17 protein-coding genes are annotated in these 20,330 nt (G+C 51.1%); 3 read left to right on the forward strand and 14 right to left on the reverse strand.

All coding sequences use genetic code 11. From position 1 onward, the window contains the following. The first annotated feature begins 49 nt into the window (after positions 1-49). Complete coding sequence (locus tag GS398_RS00845) at positions 50-733, forward strand: hypothetical protein (RefSeq protein ID WP_160904863.1); 684 nt, start codon at positions 50-52, stop codon at positions 731-733. Positions 734-739: 6 nt separating this feature from the next. Here the strand turns inward: GS398_RS00845 and GS398_RS00850 are convergent, their stop codons facing one another. Next, positions 740-1,357 carry a NanQ anomerase/TabA/YiaL family protein gene (locus GS398_RS00850; protein ID WP_160904864.1) on the reverse strand — a complete coding sequence of 206 codons (618 nt, stop codon included), beginning with the start codon at positions 1,355-1,357 and terminating at the stop codon, positions 740-742. Positions 1,358-1,432: 75 nt separating this feature from the next. Here GS398_RS00850 and ligA point away from each other — a divergent pair, with 75 nt between their 5' ends. Both ligA and dapA read left to right on the forward strand, forming a co-directional pair. Continuing rightward, positions 1,433-3,463 (forward strand): NAD-dependent DNA ligase LigA, encoded by a 2,031-nt coding sequence (ligA, locus tag GS398_RS00855; RefSeq protein WP_160904865.1) that lies wholly within the window; start codon positions 1,433-1,435, stop codon positions 3,461-3,463. Next, complete coding sequence (dapA, locus tag GS398_RS00860) at positions 3,460-4,341, forward strand: 4-hydroxy-tetrahydrodipicolinate synthase (RefSeq protein ID WP_160904866.1); 882 nt, start codon at positions 3,460-3,462, stop codon at positions 4,339-4,341. Before ligA ends, dapA begins: the two co-directional genes overlap by 4 nt. Before the next feature lie 106 nt (positions 4,342-4,447). On the opposite strand, the gene GS398_RS00865 is transcribed toward dapA, so the two are convergent. The 13 genes from GS398_RS00865 to GS398_RS00925 form a co-directional block, all read right to left on the reverse strand. Continuing rightward, a complete protein-coding gene (locus GS398_RS00865) occupies positions 4,448-4,624 on the reverse strand; it encodes a BF3379 family histone-like protein (protein WP_500784537.1) in 177 nt (58 codons plus the stop codon). An 83-nt stretch (positions 4,625-4,707) separates the two neighbouring features. Further along, positions 4,708-5,949 carry an aminotransferase class I/II-fold pyridoxal phosphate-dependent enzyme gene (locus GS398_RS00870; RefSeq protein ID WP_160904868.1) on the reverse strand — a complete coding sequence of 414 codons (1,242 nt, stop codon included), beginning with the start codon at positions 5,947-5,949 and terminating at the stop codon, positions 4,708-4,710. Between the two features lie 50 nt (positions 5,950-5,999). Further along, positions 6,000-7,613, reverse strand: coding sequence for a cell division protein FtsZ (ftsZ, locus tag GS398_RS00875; protein ID WP_160904869.1), 1,614 nt, complete (start codon positions 7,611-7,613; stop codon positions 6,000-6,002). Between the two features lie 200 nt (positions 7,614-7,813). After that, a complete protein-coding gene (ftsA, locus tag GS398_RS00880; RefSeq protein ID WP_160904870.1) occupies positions 7,814-9,163 on the reverse strand; it encodes a cell division protein FtsA in 1,350 nt (449 codons plus the stop codon). A gap of 11 nt (positions 9,164-9,174) precedes the next feature. Further along, on the reverse strand, positions 9,175-10,059 hold the full coding sequence (locus GS398_RS00885; protein ID WP_202405912.1) for a cell division protein FtsQ/DivIB: 885 nt from the start codon (positions 10,057-10,059) through the stop codon (positions 9,175-9,177). Then, positions 10,052-11,407, reverse strand: coding sequence for a UDP-N-acetylmuramate--L-alanine ligase (gene murC, locus GS398_RS00890; RefSeq protein WP_160904871.1), 1,356 nt, complete (start codon positions 11,405-11,407; stop codon positions 10,052-10,054). The genes GS398_RS00885 and murC overlap by 8 nt, the downstream gene beginning before the upstream one ends. Beyond that, on the reverse strand, positions 11,394-12,509 hold the full coding sequence (gene murG, locus GS398_RS00895; protein WP_160904872.1) for an undecaprenyldiphospho-muramoylpentapeptide beta-N-acetylglucosaminyltransferase: 1,116 nt from the start codon (positions 12,507-12,509) through the stop codon (positions 11,394-11,396). The genes murC and murG overlap by 14 nt, the downstream gene beginning before the upstream one ends. A gap of 4 nt (positions 12,510-12,513) precedes the next feature. After that, the gene (locus GS398_RS00900; RefSeq protein WP_202405913.1) at positions 12,514-13,710 is read right to left on the reverse strand and encodes an FtsW/RodA/SpoVE family cell cycle protein; all 1,197 of its coding nucleotides are present in this window, start codon (positions 13,708-13,710) and stop codon (positions 12,514-12,516) included. Between the two features lie 28 nt (positions 13,711-13,738). Beyond that, the gene (murD, locus tag GS398_RS00905; RefSeq protein ID WP_160904873.1) at positions 13,739-15,091 is read right to left on the reverse strand and encodes a UDP-N-acetylmuramoyl-L-alanine--D-glutamate ligase; all 1,353 of its coding nucleotides are present in this window, start codon (positions 15,089-15,091) and stop codon (positions 13,739-13,741) included. Between the two features lies 1 nt (position 15,092). After that, on the reverse strand, positions 15,093-16,334 hold the full coding sequence (gene mraY / locus GS398_RS00910) for a phospho-N-acetylmuramoyl-pentapeptide-transferase (protein WP_160904874.1): 1,242 nt from the start codon (positions 16,332-16,334) through the stop codon (positions 15,093-15,095). After that, complete coding sequence (locus GS398_RS00915; protein WP_160904875.1) at positions 16,334-17,794, reverse strand: UDP-N-acetylmuramoyl-L-alanyl-D-glutamate--2,6-diaminopimelate ligase; 1,461 nt, start codon at positions 17,792-17,794, stop codon at positions 16,334-16,336. Before GS398_RS00915 ends, mraY begins: the two co-directional genes overlap by 1 nt. After that, positions 17,794-19,893, reverse strand: coding sequence for a PASTA domain-containing penicillin-binding protein (locus GS398_RS00920; protein ID WP_160904876.1), 2,100 nt, complete (start codon positions 19,891-19,893; stop codon positions 17,794-17,796). The genes GS398_RS00915 and GS398_RS00920 overlap by 1 nt, the downstream gene beginning before the upstream one ends. Next, positions 19,890-20,282, reverse strand: coding sequence for an FtsL-like putative cell division protein (locus GS398_RS00925; RefSeq protein WP_160904877.1), 393 nt, complete (start codon positions 20,280-20,282; stop codon positions 19,890-19,892). The genes GS398_RS00920 and GS398_RS00925 overlap by 4 nt, the downstream gene beginning before the upstream one ends. Positions 20,283-20,330: the final 48 nt, after the last annotated feature.

Here is a 20,330-nt window from a genome sequence, read left to right on the forward strand (position 1 = left end):
GTCGGCTAACAGTTTCTTCTTATATTGTTGCAGCCGCTACCGTTAATCTATGAATTTTTTATCGCATTACTATTTCGACAGGCATGCTACAGACCCGAACCTGGTGCTGGGCACCATCCTGCCCGACCTGGTAAAGAACGCGGATAAAACATGGCACCTGCATCCCGCGAGGTACGCCAAGCAGCTCGTTAACAATGCAGCGTCTACCAGTTTGCTGTACGGGTGGAACCGCCACCTGGAGATCGATAAGCATTTCCATTCCTCCGCCTTTTTTTCAAATCATACTGCCGAAATCCGCACGAAGATCTCCCCGGTACTGGATAATTCACCCGTACGTCCGTCGTTCCTCGCGCATATTTCTTTAGAGCTTATGCTCGATAGCCTGCTGATCACCGGTAAACTGGTGGATCCCGACGCCTTTTACGTTCATTTGCGGCAGGTCGACCATAACGGCCTTGATCGTTTCCTGGCCATCAACGGCATAACCGAACGCGGTATTTTCTTCCGCTTCCTGCAGGAATTTATCCAGGCGAAGTACCTGCATAGCTACCAGGATCCGTCGAACATCATTTACGCCCTCAACCGGATATGCCAGCGGTTGTGGATCGATCCGCTAAGCGAGACACAGAAACTACAGCTCACGGCTGTGCTCACCGATTACCTCGATAAGTTGGGAGAAAATTTTATGGAGATTTTTTTCCGGATCGAAACGCTGATGAAGGGTGATAAATAGCGTTCGTTAAAAGTATGTATACCTGATCTTGATCACCACTTTCTTCACATTTTCGTTTCCGTTCACTTTAATGCTTGGCCGGTGACCATCAGCAGGAAAAAAGAGATAATAGGTACCAGGCTCTGCGATGTAAGATTTGCCTTCACCCGAGTAGTTGGCGACATCCCGGGCATCCGAATAAGGCTGGGTAACTTTCAGCTTCGAGATATCCGAAACCACGATCTGTTCTTTACCGGCGGCCACATATTGCAGGTCGATAAACTTACGATGCGATTCCCAGCCTGTTTTATCGAAATCCTTCCCGGGAGCTTCGGTTACCGAAACGTATACGCTGTCACCGGCGATAAGGGTCTTGCCGTTGGGATGCGTGGGCAGATCGTGTGTTTTGAGGTAGGCAAACGATTTATCCCACCATTCCTTGTTTTTATGATATTGCCGGTAAAATTCGCGCTTATTTACATCGCCATACACATTTAAGGATAATCCGCCGGCCCATTCCCGTGCGTTGAACCATTTTTCTACCGCATCGTCAGAAACGCCGGAGGTGTTCCGGGAAGCGGCGCAGGCAGTGAAAAAAACGGCTATCAACAAAAATAACGTGTTCCTTAAAAGCGAAGATCTCATGAATAATTGATTAATGCGTAAATATAACCAAACTGTTAAAAGTGCTATGATTTAAAAATTATATCTTCGTTTCCTATGTCACTTTCCGATATTCAGGAGCGGATGGATGCGCTCGTAAAGGAGCTGAACACGCATAATTACAATTATTATGTGCTGGCGCAGCCCACTATATCCGATTTTGAGTTCGATAAAAAGCTGGCAGAGCTTACGGAGCTCGAAAAGCGATATCCTGATTACCAGGACCCGGATTCGCCTACACAAAAGGTGGGCGGGGAAGTCACCAAAGAGTTTAAGACCGTAAAACATAAGTGGCCGATGCTTTCGCTCGGTAATACCTACAGTGAGCAGGATTTAAAGGATTTCGACGAACGGATCCGCAAAGCGCTCGGCGATAACTTCGAATATGTTTGTGAGTTAAAGTTCGACGGTCTCTCGATGAGCCTCACGTACGAGAACGGCCTGCTGGCCCGTGCGGTAACACGCGGCGATGGCGCACAGGGCGACGATGTAACCACCAATGTGCGCACTATTAACCGGATCCCTAAACGGTTAAAAGGCACCGGTTACCCGGAATCGTTCGAGATCCGGGGGGAGGTATTTATGCACCGGCCGGCGTTCGACCGGTTAAACCGGGAACGGGCGGAAAACAACGAAGTGCAGTACGCCAATCCGCGGAATTTTGCGGCGGGAACCGTTAAACTGCAGGACTCTTCGGAGGTGGCCAAACGGCCGTTAGACTGCTTCCTGTATTTCCTGTATACCGATAAACCGTTGTTTTCTACACATTGGCAGAGTCTCAGCGCCGTAAAAGATTGGGGATTCCACGTGTGCGAGCACAATGACCTGTGCAAAAACATCGACGAGGTACTTGCTTTTATCCACAAATGGGACGAACAGCGTTTCAAACTGAGCTATGATATCGACGGTATCGTGATCAAGGTGAACAGCTATTCGCAGCAACAGGAAATGGGGTTCACGGCTAAATCCCCGCGTTGGGCCATCTCCTATAAGTACAAAGCACAGGAAGCCGAAACCATCCTGGAAAGCGTGAGCTACCAGGTAGGCCGTACGGGCGCCGTTACGCCGGTGGCCAACCTCAAACCGGTATTGCTGGCGGGCACTACCGTAAAACGCGCTACCTTACACAACGCCAACGAGGTAAAACGCCTCGACCTGCATGTAGGCGATAGTGTTTTCGTGGAAAAAGGTGGAGAGATCATCCCGAAGATCATCAGCGTAAATACGCTGAAAAGGCAACCGGGGGCGACGCCCGTTATCTACCCCGAACAGTGTCCCGTATGTGGCAGCGACCTCGAACGCAAGGAAGGAGAAGCTGTTCATTACTGCCCCAACGACGAAGGCTGCGCACCGCAGATCGTAGGCAAGATCCAGCATTTTATCAGCCGCAAGGCGATGAATATTGATGGCCTGGGCGACGAAACGATCGAAACTTTATACCGCAAAGGTTATGTGCTCCACATCAGCGACCTGTACAGCCTGTTTGAACGCAGGGAAGAACTGAAAACCATGGACCGCTTTGGCGAGCGATCTATCGAAAACATGATCGAAGGGATCGCGAAGTCAAAGCAGATGCCTTTTGAGAAGGTGCTATTTGGCCTTGGGATCCGTTACGTGGGCGAAACGGTGGCTCGAAAGATCGCCGCCGCGCTGAAAAATATCGACAGCCTGATGAATGCGACCGTGGAAGAGCTTACCACGGTTGACGAGATCGGCGCCCGCATAGCGGAGAGCCTGGTAGAATATTTCAAAGACGAACGGCACCAGGAACAGATCACCAAACTGAGGAACCACGGCCTGCAATTCGAAGCTGCAGAAGTACGCTTCGTGCCCGACAGCGATGTACTTGCCGGGAAAACGTTCATCATCTCCGGTACCTTCGCACGCAGCCGCGATGAGCTCTCCGCGATGATCGAGGCAAACGGAGGCAAGATCCTCAGCAGCATATCCGCCAAACTGAACTACCTGGTGGCGGGAGAAAACATGGGGCCTTCGAAACTGGAAAAAGCGAACAAATTAAATATACCCTTAATATCCGACGATGAGTTGATCGCAATGATCGCCGGTTCAACTAAAACAAGTACATGAGCACTCAATTTTATGGCACCGGGATAGCCATGGTCACGCCTTTTCATGCCGACCGAACGATCGATTTCCCTGCGTTAAAAAAACTGGTCGATTTCCTCATCGACGGGAAAGTAGAGTACCTCGTATCGCTGGGCACTACCGGCGAATCGGCTACATTAAGTAAAGACGAAAAAAAGGAAGTATGGCGCTTTACCGCCGAAGCTGTTGCCGGCCGTGTTCCGCTGGTTGCGGGAATTGGCAGCAACAACACCACGGAACTCGTTGATTCTCTCTCGCATTTCGACACCGCGGGCTTTGATGCGGTGCTTTCTGTGAGCCCCTTTTATAATAAGCCGATCCAGGAAGGGATCTACCAGCACTATAAACTGGTGGCCGAAGCGTCGCCGCTGCCTGTTATCCTGTACAACGTCCCTTCGCGTACGGGAAGTAACATGACGGCAGAGACCACGTTGCGGCTGGCAAACGACTTTAAGAACGTGATCGCGGTGAAGGAAGCTTCCGGCAATTTCGACCAGTTCAACGCCATTTTGCGGGATAAGCCCGAAGATTTTCTCTTCATTTCGGGTGACGACCCGGTAACATTCCCGCTGATGTCTATGGGAGCCGCAGGGGTGATCTCGGTGATCGGGAATGCCCTGCCCGGCATGCTCTCTGAAATGGTCCGTCTTTGCCTTGATATGAAATTCAAAGAAGCGGCGCCTTTACACTTCGACCTGCTGGAGATCACGCGGCTGCTATTCGCCGAAGGAAGCCCGGGCGGCGTAAAATCGGCTTTAAAAACGCTTGGCATTTGCGGCGATACGCTCCGCTTACCGCTGGTAAATGTGAGCAACACGCTGGATGAAGCGGTGGCACGGGAAATAGAGCGGTTGGGATAGAAAGTACAACGCTAACGTCCTGCGTAAACGTAAAAGAAAAGCCCTGCAGCGTAACGGCGTGCATGGGCTTTCAATGTCTTTCGGTTCTTAAAAGGAATTTCGATCGCTATTTAGTGTTCTTCGCATCCTGGATTTCTAGCCGCACTTCTTGCGCCAGGTTTTTGATGTCCTGCAAGCCTTTTCTTACCCTTGTTCCAGCGGCGCTGTTGCCTTTATTATAAAACTTGTCTGCGTCTGCCTCTAAACCTGCGATCAGGCTTTTTAACTCATTGAATTTTTCAATTTTTGCCATTTTTTTACTCCTTTATTTTAGTTTTTGTTAGCCAATAGCTAATGTAAACGCTTTTTCCCTAAAAAAAAATACTTTTATACGAATGTAGCCTGCTGTTTTTTATAAAACCCGCTTTCCAGCTTTTCGGCCACCTCCGAGAATGCGTCAAGGGTAAGCTGCACATCATCGAGGGTATGTAAAGCGGTGGGGATGATCCTTAATTCGATTAAGCCCTTAGGAATGACCGGGTACACCACGATCGAACAAAAGATGCCATAGTTCTCCCGCAGGTCCATGGTTAACGCGGTAGCTTCCGTAAGCTCTCCTTTCAGGAACACAGGCGTCACCATGGTATTGGTTACCCCGAGGTCGAATCCCCGTTCGCGAAGCCCGTTTTGCAGCGCCATTGCCACCGTCCATAATTTCTCGCGCAGCTCCGGGCGGGTAATCACCAGCTCCAGGCGTTTCTTCAGGCCCATCACCATCGGCATAGGCAGCGCTTTCGCGAAAGTTTGCGAACGCATATTATAGCGCAGGTAATTAACGATCTCTTCCCCGGAGGCCACGAACGCGCCGATACCTGCCATCGATTTGGCAAATGTGCCGAAATAAAGGTCGATCTCGTCGATACAATCCTGTGCCTCGTGTGTTCCCGCGCCGGTTGGCCCCATGGTACCAAATCCGTGCGCATCGTCTACCAGTATCCTGAAGTTAAATTCAGATTTCAACGCGGCGATCTCTTTCAGCTTACCCTGCGCTCCCGACATGCCGAATACGCCTTCGGTGACCAGCAGGATGGCGCCCCCGGTTTGTTCCACCAGCTTGGTGGCACGTTCCAGCTGTTTCCTCGCGCTCTCCACATCATTGTGCTGGTAAACATACCGTTTGCCAAGGTGCAAACGCACCCCATCGATAATACAGGCATGTGATTCCGCATCATACACGATCACGTCATTGCGGTCAACCAGCGCATCGATGATGGAAACCATTCCCTGGTAGCCGTAATTTAACAGGAAAGCATCGGGCTTACCCACAAATGCAGCCAAATCTTTCTCCAGCTTCTCATGATGAACGGAATTCCCCGACATCATCCGGGCACCCATCGGGTAAGCCATGCCGTAATCTTCGGCCCCCTTTGAATCAGCCTCCCGCACTTCCGGGTGATTCGCCAATCCAAGGTAATTATTCAAGCTCCATACCAAATGATCTTTCCCGCGAAACTTCATATGCGGAGCGATCTCTCCTTCCAATCGCGGGAACGAAAAATAACCATGCGACCATTTCTGGTGCTGGCCTATCGGTCCCATGTGCCTTGAAATCTTCTCAAATAAATCCAAATCGTAAAACTTTAGTGGCAAAAATAAGCCACAAATTTAATCAATTGTATTTAATCTACATTATCGTGCAGAAATGAGTTGTTCGGACGGATCTCGGTCTTCCCGTCTTCGCCGGACAATGTAAACCTCGAAACCTGCGATTCTGACGAATGCGGAACCTGCGGGAGCGACATTTGTTTACGCTTATAAGCCGGTTCATTTTCCAGTTCCTGGAGGCCATTCGACGTGCGGAGCTTAATGCTCAGGTCCTTCAACCGCAGGATCCTGTCTTTCGACCGCTTTAACTGCTCTTCTACAGACTGGTCTGTTTTATGTTCGTCGGGATTATAAGCTTTCACCTCTTCCACCGGTTCAGGCTGCGGCGCTGCCACTTCCTCCTGCATCACCGGGAAGTGGAACTGTGTTTCCGTGATCTTCAGTTCTGCTTCTATCGAGGGCTCAGGCTGTGCGGCCGGTTCTTCATCCGTTAGTGTATGGCGTACAAGCTGGTCGGCAGATTTTTCTTCTACCGGTGCATTTTTCTCGAAGAAACCGCCAAAAAGATCCGATTGAACTTCCGGGCGTTTTAAGACAGGCTCGTACGAAACTTCCTTTTCCTCGTTCGCCGGCTCGATAAACGCGTTGTGTACCGGTTTCACCAGCGGCGCATTTTCGGGGGTAAGCAGGGAGATCTTTCGCTGCTGGCTTTTTTCTACCGCACGCTCTTCCATGGTCTGGAAACCGGTAGCGATAATGGTTACCGAGAGTTTTTCTCCAAGCGATTCGTCGATGCAATTCCCCCAGATCAGGTCGGCGGCAAGGCCCGCTTCCGACTGGATGTAGTCTGTAATAATGCTCACTTCGTCCATCGAAACCTCTTTTGCACCCGAGCTGATATTCAGCAGGATATACCTTGCGCCTTCAATCTCATTGTCTTTAAGGAGCGGCGATGCCAGTGCGCCCTCCACCGCACGCAACGCACGGTTCTCGCCTTCGGCGGAAGAGCTGCCCATGATCGCCACACCGCTTTCCTGCATTACGGTGCGCACGTCTTTAAAGTCGACGTTGATATACCCGGGGATGGTGATGATCTCCGCAATCCCTTTTGCGGCGGTCGTCAGTATGTTATCGGCCTGTGCAAATGCGGCGCTTAATGTAAGGTTACCGAATATTTCCCGAAGGCGGTCGTTAGAGATCACCAGGTAAGAGTCTACATACTTTTTAAACTCCCCGAGTCCTTCTTCCGCCTGGAGCTTCCGCCTTTTTCCTTCGAAAGAAAACGGCGTGGTAATGATCCCGACGGTCAATATATCCAGTTCTTTGGCGGCTTTGGCGATGATCGGGCTTGCACCCGTACCGGTACCTCCACCCATCCCGGCGGTGATGAACAGCATCTTGGTATTGCTACCAAGCATTTGCTTTATTTCTTCGATATTCTCAATCGCCGAGTTCTTACCTACTTCGGGAATAGAGCCGGCACCCATCCCTTCGGTGAGGCTGGCACCCAGCTGCACTTTATTAGGAATCGGACTGAGCTCCAATGCCTGGGCATCGGTATTACAGATAATAAAGTCGACCCCTGTGATACCCTGACGGTACATATGGTTTACGGCATTACCACCGCCACCGCCCACACCGATCACCTTGATGATCGATGATTTTTCTTTGAGCATTTCAAACTGCATAATGTTTTATGTTAAGTAGAGTTAAGAACTGTGTGAGACCATTCCTGATGTAATGATAGAAAATTTTCCACAAGGGTTTTTAACAATTGTTGGCATGTTGAAAACTTGTGGGGATGGTGACCAGTTTTCAGTGGTCAGTGGTCAGTTCCTTTAAAGCGTCATAAAGGAACTGACCACTGAAAACTGATCACTGTTTCCTGCTAACTGATATAATCCTCATCCTTAATATCATCCTTGATAAATTTCGCCCCGCTTTGCAGGAGTTTATCAAAGAGCCCAAAGGACTTTTTGGATTTTTCCACGGGCTTCTGTTTTTCGGGCACGCCCTTGTAGCTTCCGGCTTCCTGGATGGCTTCCGCTTTCTGGATGCCTTTGATCAGCAGGCCGATACCGGTCGCGAACATCGGGCTTTTCAGCTCGTCGTAAATGTTTTTTGGCAGCACTTCGTTTTTCGCCAGGTGCTCGTTCGGGTAACCGATGCGCGAATCGAGGCCGGTTACATATTCCACCAGTTGCGAAAGGTGCTTCAGCTGGGAGCCGCCCCCCGTGATCACGATGCCGGCAATGAGCTTCTTCTCGTAACCAGACGATTTTATTTCATAGTAAACATGCTCAATAATTTCTTCCATCCTGGCCTGGATCACATACGCAAGGTTTTTTACCGAGATCTCTTTCGGGTCGCGTCCGCGTAATCCCGGTACACAGATGATCTCGTTATCCCGGTTTTCATCGGCCAATGCCGAACCGAAACGGATCTTCAGCAACTCCGCCTGGTTGCGCATTACGGAACATCCTTCGCGGATATCTTCCGTTACGCTGTTACCGCCGAATGGAATAACCGCCGTGTGACGAATGATGCCTTCATGAAAAATAGCCAGGTCGGTCGTACCGCCGCCAATATCTACCAATACCACGCCCGCTTCTTTTTCCTCATCGCTTAACACCGATTCCGACGACGCCAGCGGCTCTAGGATTAGCTCCTGCGCCTCCAGCCCGGCATTACTTACACAGCGCAGGATATTTTTCACCGCGCTTACATGCCCGGAGATGATATGGAAATTCGCCTCCAGGCGCACACCCGCCATGCCGATCGGGTCTTTGATACCAGGCTCGTTATCAACGGTAAACTCCTGCGGGAGTACATGGATAATCTCCTCGCCGGGGGGCATTACCAGCTTGAACATGTCCTCGATCAGCTTGTCGATATCCTTACGTTGAATTTCGTTATTCAGGTCTTTACGCGTAAAAATCCCGCGATGCTGTAAACTTTTAATATGCTGACCGGCGATGCCCACATTTACGATACGAATATCGACGTTCGACTGCGATCCGGCTTCTTCAACCGCCTGGGCGATCCCCTGCACGGTTTTCTGGATATTGGAAACCACGCCGCGGGTCACCCCCGCCGATTCCGCCTTACCGATCCCTAATATTTCAATCTTCCCATGCGCGCTCCTACGACCTACCGTTACGCAGATCTTGGTCGTTCCAATATCCAACCCGACAACGATGGGCGAATTTTTAGCGGGGGCAGAAGTACTTTTTTCCATAGTTCAAGGTATTAGTGTTTTAAAGGTATTAGTGCGTTAGTTGTGTCTTTTGCATTCAGCCTGTTAGCTGTGGTGTCGGTCGAAAGCGAGTCGGCAATTGCGGATTTTAACAGGCTGTCTAAAGTATTTTTCTCACAAACCACCTGGTTTGCATACTTGATGTTAATTGTTTTGTAGGCATCCCAACCCACCAGCGGCAGGGCCTTTTTGTAGAATGCCAGCAGGTTCCTGAATTTCAGCGCCAGGTTCTCCGCGTTGCCGAGGATAATGCGGTGTTCGCCTACCCTTGGCACCATCTCTATCTCGTTTTGCTGATTAACGTACAGCTGCTCGATCTGGTCGTTCCACAGGGTATCTTTTTCGATAAACTGCGCAACTGCGTACAGGTCGCGGCCGATCGGCGTATTCAGCGTATCTACACGTCCTGAAAAATGCTCCCCTATCAGCCCGTTTGCCGCCAGTACCCTTGCGGTAAAGTTGGCCGATGCCGGGATCTTATAACCATTCCGGTCGATATAGAAATCCTGGTTCTCGCTGTTCAGGATCCGGATCAGCGGCTCCCGCTGTACGATGCCAATCTGCAGCACGCCATCCATATCGGCATATACCTTCGCATCCGCGATGAAGGGGTTAGCCTTCAGCGCTTCCTCGAGCAGGTGGATATTGATCCTGCTTAGCAGGCTGCCGGTAACTTTTCCGTAAGTTGCCATCACGATCCGGTCGACCTCGGCACGTTCAATAAAGCTCTGCGTTCCGGGGATAGCCACTTTTACTTCGGTGCAGCGCACTTCGTTTTTCTTTACCGAGATAAAGCTCATCAGCGCCACCAGCCCCGAGAGGCTAACCAGCCACGCGAAAGTGATCCCCACCAATTTCCAGTTGATCCGTTTAAGCATGGCTGAGTATATCTTTTAACGGTGCAACCATTGTATCAATATCTCCGGCTCCCACAGTTAACAGCAGCGCAGGCTGTTGTTCGTCTACCAACTGAAGCGCTTCTATCTTACTGCAAAGCTGTTTTTGCGGGGCGGTGATCTTTTCGAGAATCAGCGCCGAAGTAACCCCTTCAATAGGAAGCTCCCTTGCGGGGTAAATGTCAAGCATTACAAGATTATCCACCATGCTCAGCACTTCTGCAAAACCATCCGCGAAATCGCGCGTACGCGAGAACAGGTGCGGCTGGAAGATCGCGGTCAGCTTCCGGGAAGGGTATAAACTTTTCACTGCCGTGATGCAAGCCCTGAGTTCTTCCGGGTGATGCGCATAATCGTCGATATACACATGTTCATCGGTCCTCACAATGTATTCAAACCGGCGTTTCACACCTTTAAAGCTTTCCAAAGCGGCTTTTATTTTCGACGGTGAAATCCCCAGCAGGAGCGCCACTTTAGCTGCAGCAAGTGAATTTTCGATGTTATGAAGCCCGGGAAGGCCCGAACGGATCCCGGTGATCTTTTCGTCCGGCGATTCCACGTCAAAATAGAAGCTCCCGTTGGCGATACTCACGTTGGCAGCATGCACCCCGGCCGCTTCTGTCGCCGAGTAGGTGATGCCCTCTTCAAGCGGCAGCCCGGCGCGGCGGATCAGCGTTCCGCCCGGTTTCACCTGCGAAGCGAATAACCTGAAAGATTCCGCCAGGTGTTCCTTATCCCCGTAAATATCCAGGTGATCGGCATCCATCGACGTAATTACCGCAATGTCCGGGTACAGGGTAAGAAAAGAGCGATCGTACTCGTCTGCTTCAACCACCACCACGTTATTATCGCCAAACAGTACATTTGCATTATAGTTAGCCGCGATACCGCCCAGGAAGGCGGAACAATCATACCCCGTATGCTTCAGGATATGAGCGATCATACAGGAGGTGGTGGTTTTGCCATGGGTGCCTGCTACGGCGATGGTGAACATCCCGCGGCTAATGATGCCCAGCACTTCCGAGCGCTTCTTAACCGCGAACCCGGCATTCCTGAAATAATGCAGCAATGCCGAACCGGGAGGCATGGCCGGGGTAAAGATCACCAGCTTGGTATCATCCGGGATCCGGAACTCTTCCGGGATCACCGACTCGGCATCTTCAAATACAATGCTGATTCCCTCGGCTATCAAACTGTCTGTCAGGCTGGTTGGGGTACGGTCGTAGCCGCTCACCCCGCATCCGCGCCTGCGGAAATAGCGGGCAAGGCCGCTCATCCCGATCCCGCCTATGCCAGCCAGGTATACAGATCTGATATTACCCGGCTCCATGCTGTTTTACGAGTTTAAGTACTTCATTTGCGATTACTTCATCCGCCATCGGCAAGGCCAGCTTACCGATCCGTTCGCCCAGCTGTACACATTTTTCCGGGTCGCCTAATACCTGTAAAGCCGTATCCACCAATTTATTTTCCGCTTCCGCGTCAGTTACCAATACGGTAGCATCATTTTTTACCAGGGCCAGCGCGTTCTTTGTCTGGTGGTCTTCTGCCACATTCGGCGAGGGTACCAGGATCACCGGTTTCTTTACGATACACAGCTCAGCGATCGTTCCGGCGCCGGCGCGGGAGATGATCACATCCGCCATTGCGTAAGCCAGGTCCATGCGCTGCAGGAACTCGAGTACGCGGATTCGCAGGTCTTTTGGCTGGTTGCCCACTTTCTCGATAATTCCTTTATAATAGAACTTACCGGTCTGCCAGATCAGCTGCACGTCTGCGGCCATGATCTTCTCCAGCCCGGCCAGCACACTCGCATTCAGCGTTCGGGCGCCCAGGCTTCCGCCGGTTACCAGGATCGTTCTCTTTTCGGCAGACAAACCAAAGAAGGCTGCCGCTTCCCCGCGTTTCCCGGCGATATCCACTGATTCCGAGCGTACGGGATTCCCGGTGATCATGATCGCTGCAGGCGGGAAGAACTGCTCCATTCCATCAAATGCCACGCAGATCCTGGCCGCCTTCTTTGCCAGCCACTTATTGGTGATCCCTGCGTATGAATTTTGTTCCTGTATCAGGTACGGCACTTTCATTTGCCCGGCCGCAAACAACAGCGGGCCGGAGGCATAACCACCAACACCCACCGCCACATCAGGTTTGAACGACTTGATGACCGACCGGGCTTTCAGCACACTGCTTATAATTTTATAAGGCAGCAGGATGTTCTTAAACAGTTGTTTCCGTTGGAAACCCTGGATATCCAGCCCGATGACCTGGTAGCCGGCTGCAGGTACGCGTTCCATCTCCATCCTGCCAATGGCGCCTACAAACAGGATCTCTGTTTCCGGTTCCAGGCGCTTCAGTGCATCCGCAATGGCAACCGCGGGGAAAATATGTCCCCCGGTCCCTCCCCCGCTTATGATCACTTTCTTTGGCATTGTCTTATCCCATTGCGGGGATCTCCCCTACAATTATTTTATTCCTATTACCCGCAGCCGGCTTTTTCTCCGGTACGTCCAACCCTTTTTTTTCTTCGATGTCGCGGCTCACGCTCAGGATAATCCCGAACGCCACGCTGGTGAACAGGATAGAAGTTCCCCCCATACTCACCAGCGGTAAAGGGACCCCGGTTACCGGTCCTAATCCAACCGCTACTGCCATGTTGGCGAAAGCCTGGATGGTGAGGCTAAAACTAAGCCCGGCCGCCAGCAGCGCTCCAAACGCTTTGGGACTATGAGTTACGATCAAAACGCATCGATACAAGAAAACGAGGTAGAGCAGCACCAGCACAAGCCCGCCTACAAGCCCCCATTCTTCAACGATCACGGCAAACACAAAGTCAGAGTAAGGATGCGGCAGGAAGTTACGCTGCGTACTGTTGCCAGGCCCTTTTCCCAGGATCCCGCCGGTGGCTATCGCGATCTTCGACTGGTTTGCCTGGAAAGACTTATCCGGATCGGCCTTTTCAGGGTGTATAAAGGCCTGCACCCTCGAAATATAGGTTTGCCTTCTCGACCCGAGCAGGATCACCCCGGTAAGCAGCACCATCCCCGCAAGGCATACGATCAGGATCTGGCGTATGCTGATACGGCCGACAATTAGCAGTAAAATGCTCACGCCGAAAAGCATGAGCGCGGTAGACAGGTTGGCTAACGCGATTAAAATAAAAACGATGCACACAGAGCCCATTATCGGGATAAATGCCTTGTTCACGTCCTTTATATTTTCCTGTTTCCGGGTAAGTGTCCTTGCCAGGAAGGTGATCAGCGCCAGCTTCGCCAGGTCGGAGGTCTGGAACGTCTGGTTGATCACCGGGATGGTTACCCAACGGCTCGCATCATTCACATGGTTACCGAATATCAGCGTATACAGCAGCAACGGTATGGTGATCACCATCAGCACTTTCGAAATGCCGGCATAATAACGGTAATCCAGCAGGTGCGAAAAATACATCAGGGCCAGGCCACCGACGATCATCACCAGGTGTTTCACCAGGTATTGCTCGGCCGACTTGTCATTTTTGTAGGCGATGGTCCCGGTCGAGCTGTAGATCGCCATCAATGAAAGGATCGAAAGCAGGATCACGATCAGCCATATCCAGCGGTCACCTTTGGTTCTGTCGAGTATCTTTTTTATCATGTTCTTTCCTTTTAACTGTTGGTTCTCCCTACAATTCCTTCACCGCCTGCTTAAACTGCTCACCGCGGTCTTCATAATTCCTGAACAGGTCAAAACTTGCACAGGCTGGAGAAAGCAGCACGGTATCGCCTTTCTTTGCCATATGGAAAGCGATCTGTGTCGCTTCCTTTGCGGAGAAAGTATTTACGATCATGTCTACATCTTCTTCAAAGGCGTCGTGGATGCGCTTAGTGTCCTTGCCTAAGCAAACGATAGCGCGCACCTTGGTTTTAACGAGCTCTTTCAGCATCGAGTAGTCGTTCCCCTTGTCAACGCCGCCCAGGATAAGGATCACGCTGGGTGAAACGCTTTCGAGGGCGTACCAGGTAGAGTTAACGTTGGTGGCTTTCGAGTCGTTAATAAAATCGATTCCAGAAATGCGGGCTACGAATTCGAGCCGGTGCTCGATACCCGTAAAGTTGCTCATACTTTCGCGGATGGTTTGGTTACGAAGCTCGAGAACTTTTGCTGTGATACCGGACGCCATAGAATTGTAGATGTTGTGCTTACCCTGAAGGGCTAGGTCGTTAACTGACATGTTGAAGGAGTTATGATTGTTTAGGTTTATTACAAGGTCGTTATTTTCGAGCCAGGCGCCCGATGTGAGGGTATTGGTGATCGAAAACGGGTACGCGGTCGCTTTAACGGGATGCCTTTGCATTCCTGCAATGGTTTCCGGGTCGTCTGCGCAGTAGATAAAAACGTCGTCGCTGGTTTGGTTCTGCAGGATCCGGAACTTGGAATCCGCGTAATTCTCCATGTTATATTCGTACCGGTCCAGGTGGTCGGGAGTAATGTTTAACAACACCGCGATATCCGCTTTAAACCGGTACATATCGTCGAGCATAAAGCTGCTGATTTCCAGCACATAATATCCGAACGATTCGGTGGCCACCTGTTTGGCGAAACTCTTCCCGATATTTCCGGCAAGGCCGACGTTCACACCCGCATTTTTCAGGATATGGTAGGTGAGCATGGTGGTGGTCGACTTGCCATTAGACCCGGTGATACAGATCATCTTGGCATCCGTATACCGGGCCGCAAACTCGATCTCCGAGATCACCGGCACCGCTTTCTCCACCAGTTTCTTTATCATCGGCGCCTTCGACGGGATACCAGGGCTCTTCACTACTTCGGCTGCTGCCAGGATGCGCTCCTCGGTGTGTGTGCCTTCTTCGTAGGCGATACCAAGGGAGTCGAGCTCCTGCTTGTATTTGTCACCGATGCTGCCGAGATCGGAAACAAACACGTCATATCCCTGCTGCCGGGCAAGCACAGCTGCGCCGGTCCCGCTTTCGCCGGCCCCGAGCACCACCAATAACTTTTTCGCAGCGCTTGACATTTTATCTCAGTTTCAATGTTACAATGGTAATAATGGCCAGGATGATCCCTACGATCCAGAACCGCGTAACGATCTTAGCCTCGTGGTAACCCTTTTTCTGGTAGTGATGATGCAGCGGGGCCATCAGGAAGACGCGTCGTCCTTCCCCGAACTTCTTTTTCGTGTATTTGAACCAGGAAACCTGGATCATGACCGAAATGTTCTCGACCATGAACACACCACAGAGAATTGGGATCAGGAGCTCTTTGCGAATCATAATGGCAAATGCCGCAATGATGCCCCCGATCGCCAGGCTCCCTGTATCGCCCATAAATACCTGGGCCGGGTAAGAATTGTACCACAGGAATCCCACACAGGCACCCACGAATGCACCGGCGAAGATCACCAGCTCACCGGAGTAAGGGATGTACATAATATTTAAGTATTCGGCGGTTATGGCATTACCCGATACATATGCGAGTACGGCGAGCGTGATACCGATAATGGCCGAGGTTCCCGTCGCCAATCCGTCGATCCCGTCCGTGAGGTTCGCCCCATTGGAGATGAACGTAACGATGAAGATCACAAACAGCAGGAAAACCATGAGCGCATATTTCTCATATCCTTCCCCGAGGAATTTCAACACCTTTGCGTAGTCGAATTCATTGTTCTTATAAAAAGGGATATTGGTCTTGGTCGACTTTACATTCTGTGTATAAAAATATTCCGAGCCGCGCTGGTGCACTTCAAGCGGGGCGATGTTGGCCGTAGGCAGGGTTACCTGCTGCCGCACGACGATGCTCGGGTGGAAATACATCGTCCAGCCGATAATAATGGCCAGTCCTACCTGCCCAAGGATCTTAAATCTTCCGGCGAGGCCTTCCTTATCTTTTTTGAATACCTTAATATAGTCGTCGATAAAGCCGATCACTCCCATCCAAACGGTGGTAATGATCATCAGTACGATGTAGATGTTGCTAATTTTCGCGAAAAGAAGCGTAGGTACCAGGATACCCATCAGGATAATGATCCCGCCCATGGTGGGTGTGCCCTGTTTTTGCATCTGGCCTTCCAGGCCGAGGTTGCGTACCGACTCGCCTACCTGTTTCGCGCGGAGAAAACGGATCAGCCTGTCGCCGTATACCGTAGTAATGATCAGCGAAAGGATCACCGCCATACCGGTACGGAAAGAGATATACTGGAACACACCGGCTCCGGGGATATCAAATTGTTTGTCTAACCAAAGAAACAGGTAGTATAGCATCAGTTTAACTGGTTTAATTGTTCCGTTAGCACTTGTTTATCGTCGAACGGGTATTTCACCCCACTGATCTCCTGGTATTTTTCATGTCCTTTCCCGGCCAGCACGATGATGTCGCCCGGCGCCGCCAGGTGACAGGCCGTGCGGATCGCTTCTTTGCGGTCGGCTATAGACAAGTATTTGCGTTTATGCTCCGGAGAAATGCCGGATTCCATGTCCCTGATGATCTGTGCCGGGTCTTCGCTACGCGGGTTATCGGAGGTCAGGATCACCTTATCGCTCCACTGGCCGGCGGTCCGGGCCATTATGGGGCGTTTGGTTTTATCGCGATCGCCGCCACACCCGATCACCGTAATGATCTGCTCGTTCCCTTTGCGGATATCGTGCACGGTATTAAGCACATTTTGAACGGCATCAGGCGTATGTGCGTAATCTACGATGCCGGTGATACCGGAATTGCCGGTCACGTAGTCGAACCTTCCTTCGGCGCCCGTTAACCTGCTGAGCGCAGTAAGCACCCGTATTTTATCCTGCTCCAGCAGCATTGCCGCCGAAAATACGGCAAGCAGGTTGTAAGCGTTAAAGCTCCCAACCAGCTTGAACCATACTTCCGCCCCATCTAAATTCAGCAGCAAGCCGCTGAAGTGATTTTCAATGATCTTCGCCCTGAAATCGGCGATATTTTTTAGGCCATAGCTCTTGCGGTGCGCTTTGGTGTTCTGAAGCATCACCGCGCCATTTTTATCATCGGCGTTGGTTAACGCGAAGGCATTGCCGGTGAGCCCGTCAAAAAAGGCTTTTTTAGCTTTAAGGTATGCGTCGAACGTACCATGAAAATCGAGGTGATCATGCGTCAGGTTCGAAAAGATCCCGCCGGAGAAAAGCAATCCCTTGATCCTGTTCTGCGCCACCGCATGCGAGCTTACTTCCATAAAGCAGTAGTCGCAGCCGCTTTCCACCATCCCCGCCAGCAGCCGGTTAAGGGCGATCGGGTCGGGTGTGGTATGGGTCGCCGGAATGATACGGTCGTTTACCTGGTTCTGCACCGTCGAGATCAGCCCCACTTTATATCCCAGCTCCCTGAATAGTTTGAACAACAACGTAGCGATGGTCGTTTTGCCATTAGTACCGGTCACGCCGGTTAACGATAACTTGGCAGAAGGATTGTCAAAAAAGGCCGAAGCAAGGATGCCAAGCGCATTGGATGAATCAGGCGTCCTCACATAATAAACATGGTCGGCAAACGCCTCCGGGAATGTTTCGCACACTACCACGGCAGCGCCCTGCTCCACCACCCGGGCGATGAACTTATGACCATCGGTCACCGTTCCCCTGACCGCTACGAACAGCGAGCCGGGTGCCGCGAGCCGCGAGTCAAAGCAAATATCTTTGACCGTACGCGGTTCCTTACCCACCGTTCCGGTGATGTTCACATGGGTTAATATATTTTTCAGCGATGTCATTATTGCATTTCCAACAGGATTCCAAGTCCTTTACGGGTGCGCGAACCGGGCGTTACCGATTGGCGGACCACCTTTCCACTTCCTTTTACTACCGGCTTCAACCCGGCGTTCCCTGCAGCATACAATGCATCGCGCAGCCCCATGCCGGTAAGATCGGGAACGGTATTTTCATCGTAATTCTCTTCTCTCACATCTATCCCGTTATTGGTATCCACCACGTTGGCGGCATCCGCATTTGCGGCCAACAGCGCTTTAATTCCCAACGACCTGTACACCCGCTGCGTAGCCTTCCGGTAACCCGATTTTGAGGGCGGCATTTTCGTATTTCCCGCCAGTTTATCCGGCGCCGGATGGGTGAACATATCTGCATCGCTGGCGTAGATCTTATCGGCGATCTCCCGGAAAGGAGGGCCGGCCACCAGTGCACCATAATACCCGTTCTTAGGATCGTTAATTACCACGATAAGCGAATACTTCGGGTTATCTGCCGGGAAATACCCGCAGAACGACGCCTGGTACTGTCTCTTTCCCCGGTATCCTTTATTTGCATCGGCCACCTGGGCAGTACCTGATTTTCCGGCAACCTTATATAAAGGGTTATAGATCACGTTTTTCCCGGTACCGTCGGTAATTACGCCTTCCAGCATCTCCTGCATCTTTTTAAGGGTCACGTCCGAACAGATCTTCTCGTTGATCACCTGGGCTTTAAAGCGTTCCACGGTATTCCCCAACCGGCGGATCTCGCTTACAAAAATGGGAGAGACATATTTTCCATTGTTGGCGATGGCATTGTAAAACGACACCATCTTTAACGGGGTAAGCTGCATCTCGTATCCATAGGCCATTTGAGGCAGAGTCATGTTCTTGTTCCAGCTCCGGTTCCCGGGATTTTTAACCACGGGAGTCGCTTCCCCAGGAATCTGGAGCCCGAATCTCTTATTCAGCCCCCAGGTATACAGGTGGTCGGTAAACGCCGATTGTTTATCGTGGTAAGCATTGTTCACCAGCTTGGCTACCGCAGCGTTCGACGATTCTTCAAATGCCCGCTTTACCGAAACAACACCGATGCTGCCGTGCGAATCCTTGATCATATGACCGGGGATCTTATAATTCCCGGTTTCTACCAGCGTGTTGGTATCCACTTTCTTATCTTCCAGCAGCGCCATGTACGAGGCGACCTTAAACGTCGACCCGGGATCCTGGTTCCCGGCTATCGCGTAATTGAACGTTTCTTTATATTCACCTTCCGCAGTACGGGTATAGTTGGCCACAGCCCTGATCTCCCCGGTCTTCACCTCCATCAGGATCACGCATCCATGGTGGGCGTCGCTTTTCACGAGCTGTTTCATCAGCGCATTCTGTGCCACATCCTGCATGTTAATGTCGATGGTAGAAATAATGTCTGCGCCTTCTTTCGGGGCGATCTCTATGTCCTGATTTACCGGGATCCAAACCCCTCCGGCAATCCGCTGCATCAGCTGTTTGCCGCTTTCGCCGTCGATGTAGTCACTGTAAGCGCCCTCAAGGCCAACCGGCTGTACGTTCTCGTTTTTATACCCGATGGTACGCGCCGCCAGTGTCTTAAACGGCAGGATCCGTTTGTTCATCGCGATGGAGATCATGCCGCCCTTATACTTACCCATGTTGAATATGGGGAAACTCCTTACCGTATTCAGCTGCAGGTGTGTTACTTTTCTCTTCAGGAGGAAATAGCGCGACTTATCTCTTCTCCCTTCCCACAATAACCGGGAATACTGTTTCGTACTTTTATCGCCAAACAGGGCAGACAATTTCGCTGCGAGCGAATCCACCTTATCCTTGAATACTTCATCCTTTTCGATCCCGCCGGCCAGCATGTCCATGCGCAGCTCATATTCGGGGACCGAGGTAGCGAGCAAACTGCCGTCGGAAGAATAAATATTACCGCGCACCGCCTCTACGTTCCGGTACATGGTTGACAGGCTATCGGCCATCGCGCGCCACTTATTACCCTGCACGAACTGCACATGGCAGAGCTTGAACACTACCGCAAACGCGAAAAATACGATCAGCCCGAAAGCGATGTATACGCGCATTAATATGTCGGTCCTTATATTCATTCGCTGATGGTTATTTTTTTTGGCGGTTCAATGGGCTCCTTTAACCCGAGGCTATCGGCGTGCCTGGCTACTTCCGTTTGCGTACTTTTTTGCATCAGGTTGGCCTTCAGAATTTTAAAATCCCAGTTAAGCTCTTTTACTTCCTTATTCAGTTTATTGATGTCCCGGATATTCCGTTCCGTCAGGTGCCTGTTCCCGATATAGATCATCGCCAGGAACGCCAGGAAAATTACGAAAGGGAGCATTTCCGTTGCCGTATCTTTCGATACCACGCCTTCCGTAAGCAGCGTAGTAAAGAAATTCTTCGGCAGCTCGGCCTTCTCCGGCTTTTGTGCGGTTTGCGCCTCCTGCTCTTCGTCTGCTAATTCATCGCGAAAACGATTACTCATATTGTTCGTGCGTTCGTTTTTCCAGGTATTGTATTATTAATGGCTGCC

The organism is Hufsiella ginkgonis (assembly GCF_009834915.1).
GTDB classification, from domain to species: Bacteria; Bacteroidota; Bacteroidia; order Sphingobacteriales; family Sphingobacteriaceae; genus Hufsiella; species Hufsiella ginkgonis.